Origin of the sequence: Shewanella cyperi (assembly GCF_017354985.1) — a bacterium.
GTDB lineage: Bacteria > Pseudomonadota > Gammaproteobacteria > Enterobacterales > Shewanellaceae > Shewanella > Shewanella cyperi.
In genome coordinates, this window is record NZ_CP071501.1 from 928,555 (window position 1) to 947,491 (window position 18,937).

Below are 18,937 nucleotides of genomic sequence, written 5' to 3' on the forward strand. Positions count from 1 at the left end.
CTTACAGATGCTTTAGCAGTTCCATCACCATCAGGGCCGAGTGGTGACCGGCCTTGATCAGGTAGGACTCGAAATCCACCGGGCTGTCGTTGTTGGCATTGTCCGACAGGGAGCGGATCACCGCAAAGGGCACCTTGAACTGGTGGCAAACCTGGGCGATGGCGGCGCCTTCCATTTCACAGGCGGCCATGGTGGGGAAGTCGGCGCGCATCTTGGCTGTACGGACAGGATCGCAGATAAAGCTGTCGCCGGTGCAGACCAGGCCTTCCAGGGTTTTCACTTCACCCTGGGCGGCCACAGCTTGCTTGGCGGCGGCAGTGAGGCGAGAGTCGGCCACAAAGGCGGCCGGTTGCTGGGCCATCTGGCCAATCTCATAACCAAAAGCGGTGACGTCCACATCGTGGTAGCGCACTTCGTTGGCTATTACTATGTCGCCTATGGTCAGGCTGTCGACAAAGCCGCCGGCTGAGCCGGTATTGATCACCGCATCGGGTTGATATTCCTGGATAAGCAGGGTGGTGGCGATGGCGGCCGCCACCTTGCCTATACCGCTGCGGGTCACTATCACCTCACGGCCGCTGAGTTGGCCTTGGGTAAATTCGATGCCGGCTATGGTGCGGCTTTCACTGTTTTCCAGGGCGGCGAGCAGGTGAGCCACTTCGGGCTCCATGGCGCCTATGATTCCGATTTTCATGGGGTGACCTTATGGAATGGGAAAATATCGCCGCAATATACCATATGGCGCGGCCGGGTCACAGGGAGCGGATGGGGAAGACAAACAGTCAGGTCAAACAGTCAGGTCAAACAGTCAGGTCAAATAAAAAGGCGCATCCGCGGGTCCCCCCCTTGGATGCGCAAGACACAAGCAAGCTGTGCCGGGATCAGGCCTTGGCCGTCTCCAGGAAGTTGAGGATACCCAGGGCCGCATCGCGTCCCTCGGCAATGGCGGTGACCACCAGATCCGAGCCCCGCACCATATCGCCACCGGCGAATACCTTGGGGTTACTGGTCTGGAACGGGTTGTTGGCCTCTTTGGCGGCCTTGACCCGGCCCCTGTCGTCGAGGGCTATGCCGAAATCCGCAAACCAGGGCGCGGGGCTGGGCTGGAAACCAAAGGCGATGATGATGGCATCGGCCTCAAGCAATTGTTCACTGCCGGGAATGACCTCGGCGCTTTGGCGACCGCTGGCATCGGCCTCACCCATGCGGGTCTCGACGCATTCAATGCCCACCACCTTGCCGCCCTCGGTCTTGATGGCCGTGGGTTGGCGGTTGAACAGGAACTTGACCCCTTCCTCGCGGGCATTTTGTACCTCTCGGCGGGAGCCGGGCATGTTGGCCTCGTCGCGGCGGTAGGCGCAGGTCACCTCGGCGGCTCCCTGACGCACCGCAGTGCGGACGCAGTCCATGGCGGTGTCACCGCCACCGAGCACCACGACCTTCTTGCCGGCGAGATCAATATAGGGATGCTCGGCACTGGCAGTGCCATTATCAGTACCCATCAGCTTATGGGTATTGCCAATCAGGAAGGGCAGAGCCTGCAACACGCCATCGGCATCCTCACCGGGAAGCCCGGCAGCCATGGCCTTGTAGGTGCCCATGCCGAGGAACACGGCGTCAAATTCATTGAGCAGGGTATCAAAGGCAATGTCCTTGCCGACGGTGACGCCCAGACGGAATTCTATGCCCATGCCTTCCAGCACAGTGCGACGGGTCTGCATTACCGACTTGTCGAGCTTGAAGGCCGGAATGCCATAGGTCAGCAGGCCGCCTATCTGGGGATACTTGTCGTACACCACGGCCTTGATGCCGTTGCGGGCCAGGATATCGGCGCAGCCGAGTCCGGCAGGGCCCGCGCCCACTATGGCCACCCGCTCACGGCGTGGGGTCACCTTGCTCAGATCCGGGCGCCAGCCCTGGGCCAGGGCCGTGTCTGTGATGTATTTCTCGACATTGCCTATGGTGACGGCGCCAAACTCGTCATTGAGGGTACAGGCGCCCTCGCAGAGCCTGTCCTGGGGACAGACCCGGCCGCAGATCTCCGGCAGGGTGTTGGTCTCGTGCACCAGATCCGCCGCTTCCATAATGCGTCCCTGCTGGGCCAGCTTCAGCCAGTTGGGAATGTAATTGTGCAGCGGGCACTTCCACTCGCAATAGGGGTTACCGCAGTCCAGGCAGCGGTCTGCCTGGGCCTTCACCTCGCCCTGATTAAAGGGCTGATAGATCTCGATAAACTGACTGGTACGCAGTTTCAGCGGCTGCTTTGAAGGGTCGATGCGGCCTACTTCAATAAATTGGAAATCGTTACTCATTGTCTATTACCCCGCCTTGACCGCCAGCTTGGCCTCGGACTGCTCCAAACGCAGCAGATCGGCCATTTCCACATTCTTGGGTTTGACCAGCACGAAGCAGTCGAGCCAGTTTTCAAAATCGCTCAGGATCATCCTGGCATGCTCGCTGCCGGTCTCGGCCACATGCTGTTCTATCAGGCCCTTGAGGTGCTGCTGATGGATTACCGAGGTCAGCTTGTGGGTGTCGACCAGCTCGGTGTTGACCCTGCGACTGAAACGATTGAACTGATCGAACACATAGGCAAAGCCACCCGTCATGCCGGCACCGAAGTTCACCCCGGTTTTGCCGAGCACCAGCACTATGCCGCCGGTCATGTATTCGCAGCCGTTGTCGCCCACGCCTTCCACCACAGCTATGGCGCCCGAGTTGCGCACCGCGAAGCGTTCCCCGGCCTGACCTGCTGCGAACAGCTTGCCGCCGGTGGCGCCGTACAGGCAGGTGTTGCCTATGATGGCGCTGCGTTCACTCTGGAACGGACTGCCGACGGGCGGATACAGGGCAATCTTGCCGCCGGACATGCCTTTACCCACATAGTCGTTGGCATCACCGCACAGGGACAACTCCACCCCGGGGGCGTTCCAGACGCCGAAGCTCTGACCGGCGCTGCCGTTAAAGCTGAGTTTGAGTGCTTGTTGGCAACCCTTGACCCCATGGCGACTGGCTATGTAGCCGGACAGGGATGCCCCCACTGAGCGGTCGGTGTTGCTGATGCTGAAGCTGCCGACAAAGCCTGCGTCTTCGTCGATTGCCTGACGACATTCTTCCAGCAGGTGTTGGTTCAGCAGGCCCGGATCCGATGGTGGATTGGTCTCGCGCCAGCTGGCGGCACTGCCGGGACGTACCGTTGGGCGGTACAGTATGGGGCTGAGATCCAGGCCACGCTGCTTGTCTGTGCTGCCTTCGACGGCCTGCAGCCAATCGCTGCGGCCCACCAATTCTTCAAATTGGCTGACACCGAGTTTGGCCATCCATTCACGCACTTCCTCGGCCACAAACTCGAAGTAGGTCATCACCCGCTCCGGCAGGCCGTGGAAATGTTGCTGGCGCAGTTTCTGATCCTGGGTGGCGACGCCGGTGGCGCAGTTGTTCAGGTGACAGATACGCAGGTACTTACAGCCCAGGGCTATCATGGGCACGGTGCCAAAGCCGAAGCTTTCGGCCCCCAGCAGCGCGGCCTTGATGACGTCGGTGCCGGTCTTGAGGCCACCGTCCACCTGCAGGCGGATCTTGTGTCTCAGGCCGTTGTCCACCAGGGACTGGTGCACTTCGGCCAGGCCCAGCTCCCAGGGTGAGCCGGCATATTTGACCGAGGTCAGCGGGCTGGCACCGGTGCCGCCGTCATAACCGGAGATGGTGATCATATCCGCATAGGCCTTGGCCACGCCGGTGGCTATGGTGCCAACACCGGGTTCAGATACCAGCTTGACCGACACCAAAGCCTTGGGGTTGATCTGCTTGAGATCGAAGATCAGCTGCGCCAGATCCTCAATGGAATAGATATCGTGATGCGGCGGCGGTGAGATCAGGGTGACACCCGGACGCGCATGGCGCAGGCCGGCGATTTCAACACTGACCTTGTGCCCCGGCAGCTGTCCACCCTCACCGGGCTTGGCCCCCTGGGCAATCTTGATCTGCAGCACCTCGGCGTTCACCAGATAGTGGGCGGTCACCCCAAAGCGGCCCGAGGCAATCTGCTTGATGGCCGAGTTGCGCTCGCTGTTGAAGCGACCGGCGTCCTCACCACCTTCCCCTGAGTTGGAGCGGCCACCCAGACGGTTCATGGCAATGGCCAGGGCCTCGTGGGCCTCGGGGCTCAGGGCGCCGATACTCATGGCGGCACTGTCGAAGCGCGGATACAGAGACTTGGCCTGCTCCACCTGGTCCAGTGCTATGGCAGCCTGGCCGGCCTTGATATGGATAAGATCCCGCAGCATGGCCACGGGACGGTCATCCACCAGGCGGGCGAACTGCTTGTATTTGCCATAGTCGCGCTCCCGCAATGAGGCCTGCAGGGTATTGACCACATCCGGGTTAAAGGCATGGTACTCGCCACCCGCCACATACTTCAGCAAGCCGCCCTGGGTCAGGCCCTGATGGGGACGGAAACCGGCCAGATGCAGCTTGGCCTGATCGCGGGCAATGGCTTCGAAACCCACCCCCTCAATGCGGCTGACCACGCCCTTGAAGCAGAGTTCTATCACTTCGCTTGCCAGACCTATGGCTTCGAACTGCTGGCTGCAGCGGTAGGAGCCGACTGTGCTGATGCCCATCTTGGACATTATTTTGCGAAGGCCTTTCTCAATGCCATAGCGGAAGTTGAGCATCAGGGCGGCGAAATCGTCCTGACCGTTACGGCGGGCGAGATCGGCAATGGATTCATAGGCCAGGTAAGGGTAGATGGCGGTGGCACCAAAGCCCAGCAGCACCGCAAAGTGGTGCGGATCCCGGGCGGATGCCGTCTCCACTATGATGTTGGTGTCGCAGCGCAGGCTCTTGGATACCAGCATCTGCTGTACGGCGCCCACGGCCATGGCGGCGGGAATAATTTGGCGGTTCTTGGCCACGGCCCGGTCCGACAGCACCAGCAGTGTGGTGCCGGTGCGGGCGAGCCGCTCGGCATCTTCGGTGATCCTCACTATGGCCTTTTCAAGCCCTTCGGCCGGGTCGTAGTTAAGGTCGACCGTGTTGGCGCGATAGTAGGCCTTATCCAGCGACATCAACTGGTTAAAGTCACTGAACAGCAGGATAGGGGAGTTGAACATCACCCGGTAGGCATGGCCTGTGGTTTCGTTGAACAGGTTTTGCTCGCGGCCGACACAGGTGGCCAGGGACATCACGTGTTTTTCCCTAAGCGGATCTATCGGCGGGTTGGTGACCTGGGCAAACTTCTGCCTGAAGTAGTCGTACAGGGAACGCTGCTGGTTGGACAGCACTGCCATGGGAGTATCGTCTCCCATGGAGCCCACGGCTTCTTCGCCCTGGGACGCCAATACCCAGATCACCTGCTCCAGCTCTTCACGGCTGTAGCCGAACAGCTTTTGGTAACACAGCAGGTTTTCGGGGGTGAATTCGGCGGCACCCTGTTGCTCGGCGCTCATTTGCTCGGCGCTTTTCAGGGTACGGCTGTTCTTGGCCATCCATTCTTTGTAGGGATGACGGCGCTTGAGATCGTTATCGATTTCAAAGGATTGGTACAAACGACCGCTGAGGGTGTCGAGCACCAGCAGTTCACCGGGACCAACCCGGCCCTTTTCCACCACTTCGTCGGCGGCGTAGTCCCAGATGCCGACCTCGGAGGCCAGGGTCAGGATGCGGTCCTTGGTGATCACATAACGGGATGGACGCAGACCGTTGCGGTCAACCGCACAGGCGGCGTGGCGGCCGTTGGTCATGACTATGCCCGCCGGGCCGTCCCAGGGCTCCATGTGCATGGAGTTGAAGTCATAGAAGGCCTTGAGCTCATCGTCCATCTCGGGGTTGCTTTGCCACGCAGGCGGGATCAGCAGGCGCATGGCGCGGTACAGATCCATGCCGCCGGAGAGCAGCATTTCCAACATGTTGTCCAGAGAGGACGAGTCAGAGCCGGTTTCATTGACGAAGGGCGCGGCCTGTTGCAAATCCGGCAGCAGTGGCGAGTTGAACTTGTAGGCACGGGCGCGGGCCCATTGGCGGTTGCCGGTAATAGTGTTGATCTCACCGTTGTGGGCCAGGTAGCGGAAGGGCTGTGCCAGGGGCCACTTGGGTGAAGTGTTGGTTGAAAAGCGCTGGTGGAACAGACAGATGGCGCTTTGCAAGCGGATGTCGGCCAGATCCGGATAGAAGGCGGGCAGATCGGCGGGCATCATCAGGCCCTTATAAACTATGACCTGGCCCGAGAGGCTGGCGACATAAAAATCGGGATCGTCCGTCAGCTGTTGTTCCAGACGGCGGCGGGCCATGTACAGGCGACGTTCAAGATCCTTCTCGCGCCAACCAATGGGCGCGTTGATCAGCACCTGCACTATGCGCGGCAGGCTGGCCTTGCCTATCTCACCCAGCACATCGGGATTGACCGGTACTTCACGCCAGCCGGCGATACTCAGGGTTTCCTTTTCCAGCTCACGTTCCAGCAGAAAACGCGCGGCGGCAACCCGGTCCTGATCCTGGCTGAGGAAAAACATGCCTACGGCAAACTTGCGTGACAGGTGCCAATCGTTCTCGGCAGCAATGGCCTCAAAGAATTTAACCGGCAGCTGCATCAACAGGCCGCAGCCATCGCCGGTGCGACCATCGGCTGCAATACCACCACGGTGTTTCATCCGATCCAGGCCATGAATCGCGGTACGCACTATCCTATGGCTGGCCTCGCCATCCATCTGGGCTATCAGACCAAATCCGCAATTGTCCCGCTCAAAACTGGGATGATACAAGCTCATAACACGTTCCCCACCTGAAAAACCTCTTCCTCTACGACTCGGGGAAAGCAGTGACTGCTATAGATATGCACCCGAACTTCCCAAATTATCGTGAGAAACTCCAAAGGTCAAACCCAAAAATTGCATAAAACATGGGTAAAAAATCACGTTTAATACAGATTTTTGAAAAGGCTTACGTTGACGTCAACTGAGAAAGTTGACGTATAACATTATGAATAAATGCAATTTTAAATTTACCATCCAATTTTGTTTACCTGGGTGTAACATGGCGTCCCCATTGTTTTCGATTTAAAAATAGTGATTTTTTTTGCATACACAGTGTTTGGCGATGTTAAAAAGTGTCTGTGATTAACTATTCGAAATTTGTGATTATCTATGTGTTTTGGTTTTTGTGGCCATTCCTATTACTGATGGCCAACTGCGACTTGCCTTGACCCAGCACAGGGATTGGCGCCGTGACAGCCGCTAGACTGGCGGCTTTTGTCACAACAGAGCAGGAGCTGTCCATGTCTGAGGCCAGTCTGGGACTCGACACTTACGTGAATACCTATGGCAATGAGTGCAAGCGCCGTTTTGGCCGGCGGTTGAAGAAATTGACTCTGGATGCGGGCTTCAGCTGCCCCAACAGGGATGGCACCCTGGGACGGGGGGGCTGCACCTTTTGCAACGTACAATCCTTCAATCAAAGCGATGCGAACCTGGGAATTGCCGCCCAGTTGGCGAGCCAAAAATTGCCGGCGGCGGAGCCGGGTACGCCTTACCTGGCCTATTTCCAGGCTTACACCAGTACCTATGGTGATTACGAGGTGCTGCAGCGGCAGTACCGTGAAGCCGTGGCCGAGCGCGACATAGTGGGGCTGTTTGTGGGGACCCGGCCTGACTGTGTCCCCGATTCGGTGTTGGCGCTGCTGGCGTCGTATCAGCAACAGGGACTGGAGGTCTGGCTTGAGCTGGGGTTGCAGTCGGCCAATGATGACACCCTAAGGCGCATCAATCGTGGCCATGGCTTTGATGCTTATGCCGATGCGGTGCGGCGGGCAAGGCGTCACGGGCTCAAGGTGTGCACCCATCTGATTTTGGGCTTGCCGGGGGAAAACCACGGGGATTTTATTGATACCCATAAAAAGGTGCTGGACCTCGGGGTTGATGGTCTCAAGCTGCACCCCCTGCATATAGTGAGCGGCAGTACCATGGCCAGGCAATGGCAGGCCGGGCGACTTGAACCTGTCACCCTGGAAGACTATGCCTTCAGTGCAGCCGAACTTATCCGCCATACCCCGGCCCAGGTGCTGTTTCACCGGGTCACCGCCTATGCCAAACGGCCCATGTTGCTGGCGCCGGACTGGTGCAGCTATCGCTGGAAAGGGCAGATGGCCATTCTTGATTCGCTGCAGGCTTTGGGTGGCCAGGGGCACTATACCGACACCCCTTACCGGGCGGTTTAGGATAGCTGTGGTCCTGGTTAATCATTTGTTAAATCTGAGTTCTTTTACTCAATCCACTGCCGCCGCGGTTGCAAGGCCGGTGTGAGTGGGTATGATGGGGTAATTCATCGGGGGTGCTGCATCCCTGTCTCAGACAGAATTCTCACTTAAAGGGGAGCTACATGACGACGGCTGAACTGGACACAATTTTGGATCTCAACACCCTGGAACAATATTGCAGTGCAATAGGTGCCGGTACCCTGCTCAAGAGTGTGGTGCTGTTTGAGCAGTTGATGCCGGAATATGTGGCCAACCTGGTCAAGGCCAAGGAAGCCGGAGACAAGGAAACCCTCTGTGCCGAGGCCCACAAGTTCAAGGGTGCTGCCGGCAGTGTTGGTCTCAAGCGCATTCAGCAATATGCCCAGCTATTGCAGCATGGTGAAGAGGCCGGTTGGGATGCGGGCCATGAACTTTGGCTCGGTATGATTGCCGAGCATGCTTTTGCCGATCTGCAAAGACTCAAGTCTTTCCTTGAAGCCAAGGCCTGATTTCTGATTTCACTAAACGGCGCAGTCACTAGACTGCGCCGTTTTTATTTTCCGGCTTACCGCTGTACCCATCCTTGCCGGCTTCTCTATCCTTGCCCTAATCCTCGTCCCAATCCCGATGGCGTATTCACCCCTGATGTGTTAGGTTTTATCTATCCATTGATTAGATGGCAATCGGAAAAATGAAACATCTTCCCAGCCTGAAAAACTTCTATTACCTGGTGAATCTGCATCAGGAGCAAAACTTCAACCGCGCCGCCAAGGTGTGCCATGTGAGTCAGTCAACCTTGTCGAGCGGAATTCAGAATCTGGAAGAGCAGCTCGGACACCAGCTGATAGAGCGGGATCACAAGTCCTTTATGTTTACCGCCGTGGGTGAAGAAGTGGTGGGGCGCTGCCGTAAGATCCTGACCGATGTAGATGACCTGGTGGAGCTGGTGAAAAATCAGGGCGAACCCATGACGGGGGAGATCCGCCTTGGCTGTATTCCCACCATAGCGCCTTTCCTGCTCAGCCGCGTGGTGCGCCACTGTCAGCAGCATTACCCCGGCTTAAGCCTGCTGCTCAAGGAAGACACCACGGAAAAACTGCTGGAGGCTCTGGGCAAGGGCGAGTTGGATCTGCTGCTGTTGGCTTTGCCTGTGGATACCAGCGGTTTTCACAGCATGAAGGTGGGGGTCGATCCCTTCAAACTGGTGGTGCACCGGGATCTCGCCGGTGGCATTCATGAACCTGTGGATTACCAGGCGTTGCCGGATGAAAGCATTTTCCTGCTGCAAAATGAGCATTGCATTACCGGCCATGCGATAAGTGCCTGCCAGTTAAAGGACAGCACCAAGATCAACCCTTTTGCCGCTACCAGTTTGCACACCCTGGTGCAGATGGTCGACAGTAAGCTGGGCACCACCTTTTTACCGCAGATGGCAATAGATGCCGGGATCCTTAAGGACACTGAATTGACTGTGATGGATCCGCCGGGGGAAGCGCCCTACCGCGACATAGGCCTGGTGTGGCGCCAGACCAGCAGCCGGCTGATGACCTTCAGAACCCTGGGGTTGGCCATTCAGCAATTGCTGCAGCCTTGATCAGTCCTGCTGGGGTTTCTTCTGGCTGACGCCGAAAACCTCGATGGAGTGTTGTTTACCCTTAAGCTTCACCGGTCCCAGATCGGTCAGCTCATAATCGCTGTCGCTGCGGTCGAGCCTTGAGGCCAGCGCGCCGGAAATCAGCATCCGCTGTCCCAGAGGATTGCACTGATCCTGCAAGCGGGCCAGGGTGTTAATCACATCGCTGAAGAAACTGATCTCCTGCTTTTGCACCCCGACCACAGCGGCCACCACCTGGCCGCAGTGTGCCGCGGCCTTGAATTTGGGCACAAATCCGTAGCGCTCTTCAAAGAACTGCCTTTGCCAGGCCAGCTCCTGACTGAATTCAAAGTAGATATTCAAACAGCGATCTTTCTTGATGCCCTGCTCCATGGGCCAGTGGATCAGCACGGCATCACCCATGTAACGGTAAATTTCGGCTTCATTGTTGGCCACTGTATCCGACAGCAGGCTGAAGCTGTCCTGGATCAGGCGGCTGAATCTGTAGTCACCCAGGGATTCGGCGTGGGTGGTGCTGGCCACCATGTCCAGATAGAGGAAGAGTCGTTGTTCATACCTGGGCTTATGATATTTGCCCAGGCCAATATTGAGCAGCACCCTGGGGCCCACCAACAAGCCCATTTGCTCGATAAAGGCCAATCCCAGCCGGACGACCACCAGATAGACTATCAGTGCCTGAAATGATGGACTGTAAAGAATATGCACGGTCAGCATCTGCCTCAGGGTGGCCATGTGATTCTCTATGGCCCAGAGGTTAAGGTACTGGGTGATGTAGGCCAATGTGGTGGCACCCAGGAGCAAAAACAGCCCTTTAAACAGCACGGAGAAAAAATAGGGCAGGCGGTGGATGGCGCTGAAGTCAGTGACCAGATTCGACATCCAGTGCAGGCTGCCGAACACTATCCCCATATAGATGGCCAAGGTTGCCAGATCCGCAGAGCTGACTGCCCATTTGGGCAATTCCGGGGATTGCGCATAGCGGAAGAATACAAAGGCTGCCATGGCAATGGCCCAGGCCAAAATGGCAAACAATAGCTTCTTTGCCTGACGACTTGCTCTCACTGGGATTTCTAATCCACTTAGGGTTCAAAGAGTGGGCTAGTGTACAGAAACCCGCAAAGGCATTGCCAGCCTTAATTGTGATCTGTATCAAGGCGAATGCAGATATTGGCTCAGTCGGCAAAGGCGGCGCGCAGAATTTGCTGGGTAAAAGCGGTTTTCAGGTAAAACCCCCGCGGATTGGTGAGGCCTATGGTACCGTCTTCCCGTATGCACTCGGTCTTGGCACGGCTGTTGGCGGCCTTGGGTCTGAGCTGTAATACCTCACCGTGTCTGGCGCTAATGGATGCCACCTTTCCCAGGGCGATAAGCTCGATAATCTCTTCCCAGTCCTGTCTCAGGCTTTGTTCTTCTGCCGGCGTGGGTTGCCACAGTACCGGCATGCCGATACGGCGCTCACCAAGGGGAATGTCGCGACTTCCCTGCACCGGGATCCACAGCACCCGCTGCAATTTATGGCGTACCAGGCTATCGTGCCAGCGCAGCCCAGTGGTATCCAGCAGCGGTGCCACACAGACATAGGTGGTTTCCAGCGGTTTACCCGTGTCATCCACAGGTATGGTCTTGAGCTCCACCCCCAGGTGCAGAAAATCCTGCTGGGGTTTGGAGCCGGCGCTGGCCCCGAGTTCCAGCTCCATCAGTTGCCCAATCCAACCCTTATCCCGGCGCAGATCCTTTGGGACCCCCAGACTGTGCTCGGCAGCCAGTTGTGCCAGGCTGAGACCCGCCATACCGACGGCCCTGTCCATGAGTTCCTCTAGAGATGTGGGGCTGTTATGAATATTCATCGGCGCGATTCTACCCCCTTTGGAGAGAGAATCAATCCTGGCTGATTTTTGAGCAAGGGTGGCTGTGGACGGCCATAAAGACAAATTTACAAATCTAAGTTATTGAATATAAAAATTAAAAAAAGTTTCGGTTATCACGGGGCTTACCGGGGAAAAAGTTACTCGTGTATTTCCCCACTGTTGCCAACAATTTTATCCACAGAATTACGGGATAACTTGGTGTCGGCAGCGCTTTTAACCGATCGAAATGCCCAAGTCAACCCGAAATAAGCACTCATTTTGCAGATTTTTAGCGAGATCCCAACAGGGGCTGTGAATAAATGTACCGACTTGCCAGTCAAAAATGACGGCTAAAAACCACTGCTTAAAAATGCGCCATCTTGGTTGATGGCTGTATATGAAAAGACGTCGCATTAAAAAATATCCATATTTAACAGGTGTTAACGTCTATTTTGATAAGGCGGTTAAAGGAGGTGGGTTTGTCGCTTTTTAATCGATCCTATGGTTTTAGGTCAGTTTCAAACAGAGATATCCACAGAAATTGTGGATAGACTGGCAGTTGGATTCGGATCGCTGTTGATAATCTTGGTTTAGTGTGGATTTTATCCAACGCACCGGGATAAATAGGGGTTTGCCGCCGGCCGGGCTTTATGAAACAATCGCGCTATAACAATTTGTGTATTCGGAGTCCATGTGATTGATAGCGACGGCTTTCGCGCAAATGTGGGCATCATAATCTGTAACAGATTCGGCCAGGTCATGTGGGCCAGGCGATTTGGACAACATTCGTGGCAATTTCCCCAGGGTGGGGTCGATGAGGGTGAAACGGCAGAAGATGCCATGTATCGCGAACTGTATGAAGAAGTAGGGCTGAGACCCGAACACGTGCAGATCCTCACCTCAACCCGTTCCTGGCTCAGGTATCGCTTACCCAAGCGTCTGGTGCGCCAGGACAGCAAGCCCGTATGTATTGGCCAGAAGCAGAAGTGGTTTTTGTTACAGCTGAAGAGCCAGGAAAGCGCCATCAACCTCAATTCTTCCGGTCACCCGGAGTTTGATGATTGGCGCTGGGTCAGCTATTGGTATCCGGTGCGGCAGGTGGTCTCCTTCAAGCGGGATGTGTACCGTAAGGTAATGAAGGAGTTCGCGGCCACGGCTCTGGCATTCCAGAACAAGGAGCCGCCACCGCGCAAGCGCAGTCGCCAACGCTGACGCAGGCTGGCATTTCATTAAGAGGAGGGAGGCAGTGCTTAATACGCTCAGGGACATTACTCAGGCCGTTGCTGCGGCCCACACGCTGGAACTGGCGCTGGAATTGCTGGTGGCTCAAACCAAGGCCGCCATGGATACCCAGTGCTGTTCCATTTATATCCTTGAGCAACAAGAGCTGATCCTTTCCGCCACCGATGGTCTTGAGAAAAGTGCCGTCGGACGGGTCAAGATGCCGCTTTCCGAAGGTTTGGTGGGCTTGGTGGCCGAGCGTGAAGAAGCCATCAATCTTGCCGACGCCAGGAAACACCCCAGATTCAAACTCTTTCCCGAGGTCGCGGAAGAAGAATACCGCGCCTTCCTTGCCGCCCCCATTATTTATCAGAAACAAGTCCTTGGCGTGATAGTGGTGCAACAGGCCAGCGCCCGGCAATTCAATGAGGGTGAAGAAGCCTTTTTGATGACCTTGGCGGCCCAGCTGGCCATGGCCATCAGTGGTCTGAAGCGTCGTGCCGATGTGCAGGGGCTGGAGCAACAGATACTGTTCAACGGCACCTGTGCCTCCACAGGTATTGCCATAGCCCATGCACTGGTGCTGGGGGGAGAGATCCCCCTGGAGCAACCTGAGCTCAGGGCCGCAGATACAGTGGCGGAATTGCTGCGGCTGCGCACCGCCATCGGCCGTAGCCGTGATGCCCTGAGCGCCCTGGCGCAGAAGTTTGACGGTGAGCAGGATGAAGAGCTGTCGAGTATTTTCTCGGCGCTCCTGTCCCTGTTAGATGAAGCCAGTCTTGGGGGCGAGTATGCCCGCGAAGTAAGCCTGGGATGGCGGGCGGAGTCGGCGGTCAGCCGGGTGTCGCTGCGCTGCATTGCCCAGTTCAGCGCCATGGAAGATGCCTACCTCAAGGAAAGGGCCAGCGATATCCGTGAGTTGGGGCAGCGGGTACTCAGGCAGCTGATTGAACCGGGTCGGGTGACCCTGGAGCCGGATAAGCCGGTGATCCTGGTGGTGCGTGAAGCCGATACCGGGCTGCTGGCTGAGTTTCCGCGCCAGAAGCTCGCGGGCCTGGTTACCGAACTCGGTGGTGTCAACAGTCATGCGGCCATACTGGCCCGGGCACTCGATGTGCCGGCCATGATAGGGGTGGACCAGGTTACCCAGGCGGGACTGGATCAGAAGCTGGTGGTGCTTAACGCCAGCCGTGGGCAATTGCTCGTCTCGCCGACCCCCTCTGTGGTGGACGAATACCGCAACCTGATTTCTGCCCAGCGTGCCTTACAGCGTCGATACGCCAGCGAATTGAATGAGCCGGCGCTGACCCTCGATGGCCACAGGGTGCACTTGTTTCTCAATGCCGGGCTGCTCAGTGGCGTGGCTTCCGAAATTGCCGATGGTGCCGATGGTATAGGCCTGTACCGTACCGAGATCCCCTTTATGCTGCAGCAGCGCTTTCCCAGCGAATCCGAGCAGATAAAGGTTTACCGTCAGGTGCTGCAGGCTGCTGCCAATAAGCCCGTGGTTATGCGTACCCTGGACGTGGGTGGCGACAAACCTTTGCCTTATTTCCCCATCAAGGAAGAAAATCCCTTCCTGGGCTGGCGGGGCGTGCGCTTGTCACTGGATCATCCGGAACTCTTTCTGGTGCAGCTGCGGGCCATGTTGCAGGCTGCTGCCGATGGTGAGCAGCTCAAAATCCTCTTGCCCATGGTCAGTCACCTCGATGAGATAGACCAGGCACTGACCTATTTGGAACAGGCCTTCAACGAATTGCGCACCGACTTTAATGCACAATTGAAGCGCCCGCCCATAGGGGTCATGCTGGAGGTGCCGGCGCTGCTGTATCAGCTCCAAGAGGTGGCCGCCAGGGTCGACTTTGTCTCCGTCGGCAGCAACGATTTGACCCAGTATTTATTGGCGGTGGACCGCAACAATCCCAGGGTCAGCAGCCTGTTTGACAGCTATCATCCCGGCGTTTTGCGGGCCCTCCATGCTGCGGCTCGCGATTGCCAGTCCTATGGATTGGCCGTCAGTGTCTGTGGTGAGTTGGCCGGTGAGCCCATGGGGGCGTTATTGCTGGTTGCCATGGGTTACAGGGAACTCAGTATGAGCCAGGGCAGCCTGGCCAAGGTCAATTATCTGCTGCGACGGGTCGAGTGCCACGAGCTGGAACAACTGTTGGAGTTGGTGCTGCAGATGTCCAGTGGCTACGAGGTGCGGGAACTGGTGCGTGAGTATCTCAGCAGTCGGGAACTTTCCTCGATCCTGGACTGAGAATGATTTAAGCTATCGGCCCCGTCGATAACAAGAATAAAAGGGATGACAGTGGAAAGTGTGCTGTGGGTGTTCACCCTTTGTATCATGCTCGGCGCCCTGGTTGGTTTTATGGCCGGTTTGCTTGGGATCGGCGGTGGTTTGCTGATAGTGCCGGCCTTGCTTTATCTGCTGCCCTCCGTTGGCGTGGATGAGGCCCATTTGCCCCACGTGGCCATTGCCACCTCGTTGGCGGCCATCATACTGACATCCTTATCTTCCGCCCGGGCCCATTACAGCCGCGGCAATATCCCGTTCTCTCTGCTTAAACCTCTGTTACCTGCGGTATTGCTCGGTGCACTGGCCTCGGGCTTTGTGGCTCAGATGGTGCCCGCCGATGATCTGCGGCGGGGCTTTGCCCTGTTTGTGATCCTGATGGCGGTGCAAATGGCCTATCCGCTAAAGGCGGAGTCGCAACGATCATTGCCGGCCAACGGGCTGCTGTTCGCCATTACCCTGGTCATCGCCCTGCTGGCGGCTCTGATGGGGATTGGTGGTGGTGTGCTGCTGGTGCCGCTGCTGAGCTTTTTTGGGGTGCAGTTGCGCCAGGCTGTGGGGGTATCTTCGGTGACGGGCCTGTGTATCGCCCTGTCCGGTAGCCTGGGGTATATTCTTGCCGGCTGGCGGGTAGAAGGCCTGCCCGAGTGGACCCTGGGTTATGTTTTTGTGCCGGCGCTTTTGGGGGTGGTGATGACCTCAACCCTGGTGGCACCTTTGGGTGTTCGGGCCGCCTGTAGCTGGCCCACGCCCCTGCTTAAAAAAATCTTTGCCTTGCTGCTGGCCATTATTGGTTTGCGCTTGGTTTTGGCCTGATAAATGCCTGTTAACATGGAATTGCAATGGCACTGAATTTTCCGCATATAGATCCCATCATAGTGTCCTTTGGTCCCTTCGAGATCTTCGGCACCAGCCTTGAACCGGCACTGCGCTGGTATGGTTTTATGTATCTGGTGGGCTTTGTGGCGGCCCTGTGGCTGCTCAACCGTCAAGCCGACCGCTCCAATGGACTGTGGAGCCGGGAGCAGGTGTCGGACCTGCTGTTTTATGGCTTTCTCGGGGTTGTGCTTGGGGGGCGCGTTGGTTACGTGCTCTTCTATCATTTGGATCTGCTCCTGGCCAATCCCATGTACCTGTTCAAGATCACCGAGGGCGGCATGTCCTTCCACGGCGGTCTTATCGGGGTGATTTCTGCCATGGCCTACATAGCCTGGAAGCAGAAGCGGCATTTCTTCGCGGTGGCAGATATGGTGGCCCCTGTGGTGCCGATAGGCCTGGGCGCCGGTCGCATAGGCAATTTCATTAATGGTGAACTCTGGGGCCGGGTATCGGATGTGCCTTGGGCCATGGTGTTCCCGACCGGCGGACCCGATCCCCGTCATCCATCTCAGTTATACCAATTTGCCCTGGAAGGTGTGGCCCTGTATCTGCTGCTGTTCTGGTTCAGTCGCAAGCCAAGACAGCAGGGGGCGATTTCCGGCATGTTTTTGCTCGGCTACGGCAGTTTCCGCATTCTGGTGGAAACTGTGCGTCAACCCGATGCCCACCTTGGTTATTATCTGGGCTTTATCACCATGGGCCAGATTTTGTCCGTGCCCATGTTGGCATTGGGTTTGTATTTGATTTTGCGTAAACAGGAACCACGTGCATGAAACAGTATTTGGAATTAATGCAGCATATTCTCGACAACGGCACCGACAAGAGCGATCGCACAGGTACCGGTACCCGCTCCGTTTTTGGTTACCAGATGCGTTTCGACCTGAGCAAGGGATTCCCCCTGGTGACCACCAAGAAGTGTCACCTGCGCTCCATCATTCATGAGCTGCTGTGGTTCCTCAAGGGCGACACCAATGTGGCCTATTTGCATGAACACAAGGTCAGCATTTGGGATGAATGGGCTGATGAGAATGGCAATCTGGGGCCGGTTTATGGTGCCCAGTGGCGCAGTTGGCCGACACCGGATGGTCGTCATATAGATCAGATTAGCCAGGTCATTGAACAAATTAAGTCAAACCCTGACTCCCGCCGTTTGATTGTGTCGGCCTGGAACGTCGGCGAGCTGGACAAGATGGCACTGGCTCCCTGCCATGCGTTTTTCCAGTTTTACGTTGCCGATGGCAAGCTGTCTTGCCAGCTGTATCAGCGCAGTTGCGACGTCTTCCTGGGACTGCCATTCAATATCGCCAGTTATGCCTTGTTGACCATGATGGTGGCCCAGCAGTGCGATCTGGAATTGGGTGACTTTGTCTGGACCGGGGGCGATACCCATCTGTACAGCAACCATATGGAGCAAACCGGCTTGCAGCTGGGCCGTGAACCCAGGCCGCTGCCGACCATGACCATAGCGCGCAAGCCCGAATCCATCTTCGATTACCGCTTCGAGGACTTTGAGTTATCCGGCTACGATCCCCATCCCCACATCAAGGCGCCGGTTGCCATTTGATGCTTAAGTCTGATACCTCGGAATTTTCGAGGTATCAGGCAGAAACTTACGATTATATTTGCTAGTCTTGTTTAGGTACACTCGCTCCATATTCATTCGGAGGGTGACATGAAACGAGCTTTGCGTAATTTTTTTAGCCAGGAATCGAGCGGCGGTATCTTGCTGCTGTTGGCCGTGGCGCTGGCCATGTTGTTGGCCAATTCTCCACTCCATGGGCTTTATCAGAGTTTTATCGCCACCCCGGTGCAACTGCGCATCGGCGCCCTGGACATAGACAAACCCTTGCTGCTGTGGATTAACGATGGCCTGATGGCCTTGTTCTTTCTGCTGATTGGTCTTGAGGTTAAGCGGGAATTGCTGGAAGGTTCATTGTCCAGTCTGTCCAAGGCGTCGTTACCGACTTTCGCCGCCATAGGTGGCATGTTGGCGCCGGCACTGATTTACCTGGCCTTTAACGGCGACGATCCCCTGACCCAAAACGGCTGGGCCATCCCCGCAGCCACCGACATTGCCTTTGCTTTGGGGATCCTGGCGCTGCTTGGCAACCGGGTGCCACCGGCGCTAAAGGTGTTTTTGTTGGCGCTGGCCATCATTGATGACCTGGGTGTGATCGTCATTATTGCCCTGTTTTACAGCAGCGATCTGTCCATGACCAGCCTGTTGGTGGCCGCGGTGGCGGTCGCCGGTCTGGTGACCCTCAATATCCGTGGTGTTAACCGCCTGCTGCCCTATGGTGTGCTCGGTTTGCTGCTGTGGACTGCGGTACTGAAGTCCGGCGTCCATGCGACCCTGGCCGGCGTCGTGATAGCTTTCTGTATTCCGCTTGCCGGCAAGCGTGGCAATTCGCCCGCCAGACACCTGGAGCACAAGCTGCATCCCTGGAGCAACTGGCTGATCCTGCCACTGTTTGCCTTTGCCAATGCGGGCGTCCCCCTGGGCAATATGTCCATGGGCGATCTGCTGTCTCCCGTACCCATGGGAATAGCCCTGGGTCTGCTTATCGGCAAGCCTTTGGGGGTGATGTTGTTCAGTTATCTGGCGGTCAAGCTCAAGCTGGCTGAGTTGCCTGAAAACGTCAGTTGGCAGTCACTGACGCCGGTGGCCGTCATGTGTGGTATCGGCTTTACCATGTCCATGTTTATCGCCTCGTTGGCATTCGAGCATGGCGGCGTTGAGTTTGGCGATCTGGCTCGCCTGGGGATACTGCTGGGGTCCATGCTGGCGGCGGTGATAGGTTACCTTTGGCTTGATCGCCTGCTGCCCAAGACAGTGAGCAGGGATTGAA

At 56.8% G+C, this 18,937-nt stretch carries 14 protein-coding genes; 9 read left to right on the forward strand and 5 right to left on the reverse strand.

From position 1 onward, the window contains the following. Window position 1: 1 nt before the first annotated feature. The 3 genes from JYB84_RS03890 to gltB all read right to left on the reverse strand — a co-directional run bounded on the left by JYB84_RS03890 (window position 2) and on the right by gltB (window position 6,767). Complete coding sequence (locus tag JYB84_RS03890) at window positions 2-694, reverse strand: 5'-methylthioadenosine/adenosylhomocysteine nucleosidase (protein WP_207322138.1); 693 nt, start codon at window positions 692-694, stop codon at window positions 2-4. A 187-nt stretch (window positions 695-881) separates the two neighbouring features. Beyond that, window positions 882-2,312, reverse strand: coding sequence for an FAD-dependent oxidoreductase (locus JYB84_RS03895; RefSeq protein WP_207322139.1), 1,431 nt, complete (start codon window positions 2,310-2,312; stop codon window positions 882-884). Window positions 2,313-2,318: 6 nt separating this feature from the next. Next, window positions 2,319-6,767, reverse strand: a complete 4,449-nt coding sequence (gltB, locus tag JYB84_RS03900; protein WP_207322140.1) for a glutamate synthase large subunit — start codon at window positions 6,765-6,767, stop codon at window positions 2,319-2,321. A gap of 521 nt (window positions 6,768-7,288) precedes the next feature. On the opposite strand from gltB, the gene JYB84_RS03905 reads away from it, so the two are divergent. From JYB84_RS03905 to oxyR, 3 genes are all read left to right on the forward strand, one after another. Beyond that, the gene (locus JYB84_RS03905) at window positions 7,289-8,212 is read left to right on the forward strand and encodes a TIGR01212 family radical SAM protein (protein ID WP_207323087.1); all 924 of its coding nucleotides are present in this window, start codon (window positions 7,289-7,291) and stop codon (window positions 8,210-8,212) included. A gap of 161 nt (window positions 8,213-8,373) precedes the next feature. Beyond that, window positions 8,374-8,739, forward strand: coding sequence for an Hpt domain-containing protein (locus JYB84_RS03910; RefSeq protein ID WP_207322141.1), 366 nt, complete (start codon window positions 8,374-8,376; stop codon window positions 8,737-8,739). A gap of 182 nt (window positions 8,740-8,921) precedes the next feature. Further along, entirely contained in the window at window positions 8,922-9,824 is a 903-nt protein-coding gene (oxyR, locus tag JYB84_RS03915) for a hydrogen peroxide-inducible genes transcriptional activator OxyR (protein ID WP_207322142.1), read from the forward strand. On the opposite strand, the gene JYB84_RS03920 is transcribed toward oxyR, so the two are convergent. Together JYB84_RS03920 and mutH are read right to left on the reverse strand one after the other, a co-directional pair. Continuing rightward, window positions 9,825-10,907, reverse strand: a complete 1,083-nt coding sequence (locus tag JYB84_RS03920; protein WP_228289688.1) for an adenylate/guanylate cyclase domain-containing protein — start codon at window positions 10,905-10,907, stop codon at window positions 9,825-9,827. A 110-nt stretch (window positions 10,908-11,017) separates the two neighbouring features. Next, complete coding sequence (mutH, locus tag JYB84_RS03925; protein WP_207322143.1) at window positions 11,018-11,692, reverse strand: DNA mismatch repair endonuclease MutH; 675 nt, start codon at window positions 11,690-11,692, stop codon at window positions 11,018-11,020. Window positions 11,693-12,385: 693 nt separating this feature from the next. Between mutH and rppH the strand changes: the two genes are divergently transcribed. The 6 genes from rppH to nhaA all read left to right on the forward strand — a co-directional run bounded on the left by rppH (window position 12,386) and on the right by nhaA (window position 18,936). Then, window positions 12,386-12,904 carry an RNA pyrophosphohydrolase gene (gene rppH / locus JYB84_RS03930; RefSeq protein ID WP_207322144.1) on the forward strand — a complete coding sequence of 173 codons (519 nt, stop codon included), beginning with the start codon at window positions 12,386-12,388 and terminating at the stop codon, window positions 12,902-12,904. A gap of 34 nt (window positions 12,905-12,938) precedes the next feature. After that, window positions 12,939-15,173, forward strand: a complete 2,235-nt coding sequence (ptsP, locus tag JYB84_RS03935; RefSeq protein WP_207322145.1) for a phosphoenolpyruvate--protein phosphotransferase — start codon at window positions 12,939-12,941, stop codon at window positions 15,171-15,173. A gap of 51 nt (window positions 15,174-15,224) precedes the next feature. Beyond that, a complete protein-coding gene (locus tag JYB84_RS03940) occupies window positions 15,225-16,025 on the forward strand; it encodes a sulfite exporter TauE/SafE family protein (RefSeq protein ID WP_207323089.1) in 801 nt (266 codons plus the stop codon). Between the two features lie 26 nt (window positions 16,026-16,051). Further along, window positions 16,052-16,861: a prolipoprotein diacylglyceryl transferase gene (gene lgt / locus JYB84_RS03945; RefSeq protein WP_207322146.1), complete on the forward strand. Its 810-nt coding sequence runs from the start codon at window positions 16,052-16,054 to the stop codon at window positions 16,859-16,861. Further along, window positions 16,858-17,652 (forward strand): thymidylate synthase, encoded by a 795-nt coding sequence (thyA, locus tag JYB84_RS03950; RefSeq protein WP_207322147.1) that lies wholly within the window; start codon window positions 16,858-16,860, stop codon window positions 17,650-17,652. Before lgt ends, thyA begins: the two co-directional genes overlap by 4 nt. 108 nt (window positions 17,653-17,760) lie before the next feature. Further along, the gene (gene nhaA, locus JYB84_RS03955; protein ID WP_207322148.1) at window positions 17,761-18,936 is read left to right on the forward strand and encodes a Na+/H+ antiporter NhaA; all 1,176 of its coding nucleotides are present in this window, start codon (window positions 17,761-17,763) and stop codon (window positions 18,934-18,936) included. Window position 18,937 lies beyond the last annotated feature (1 nt).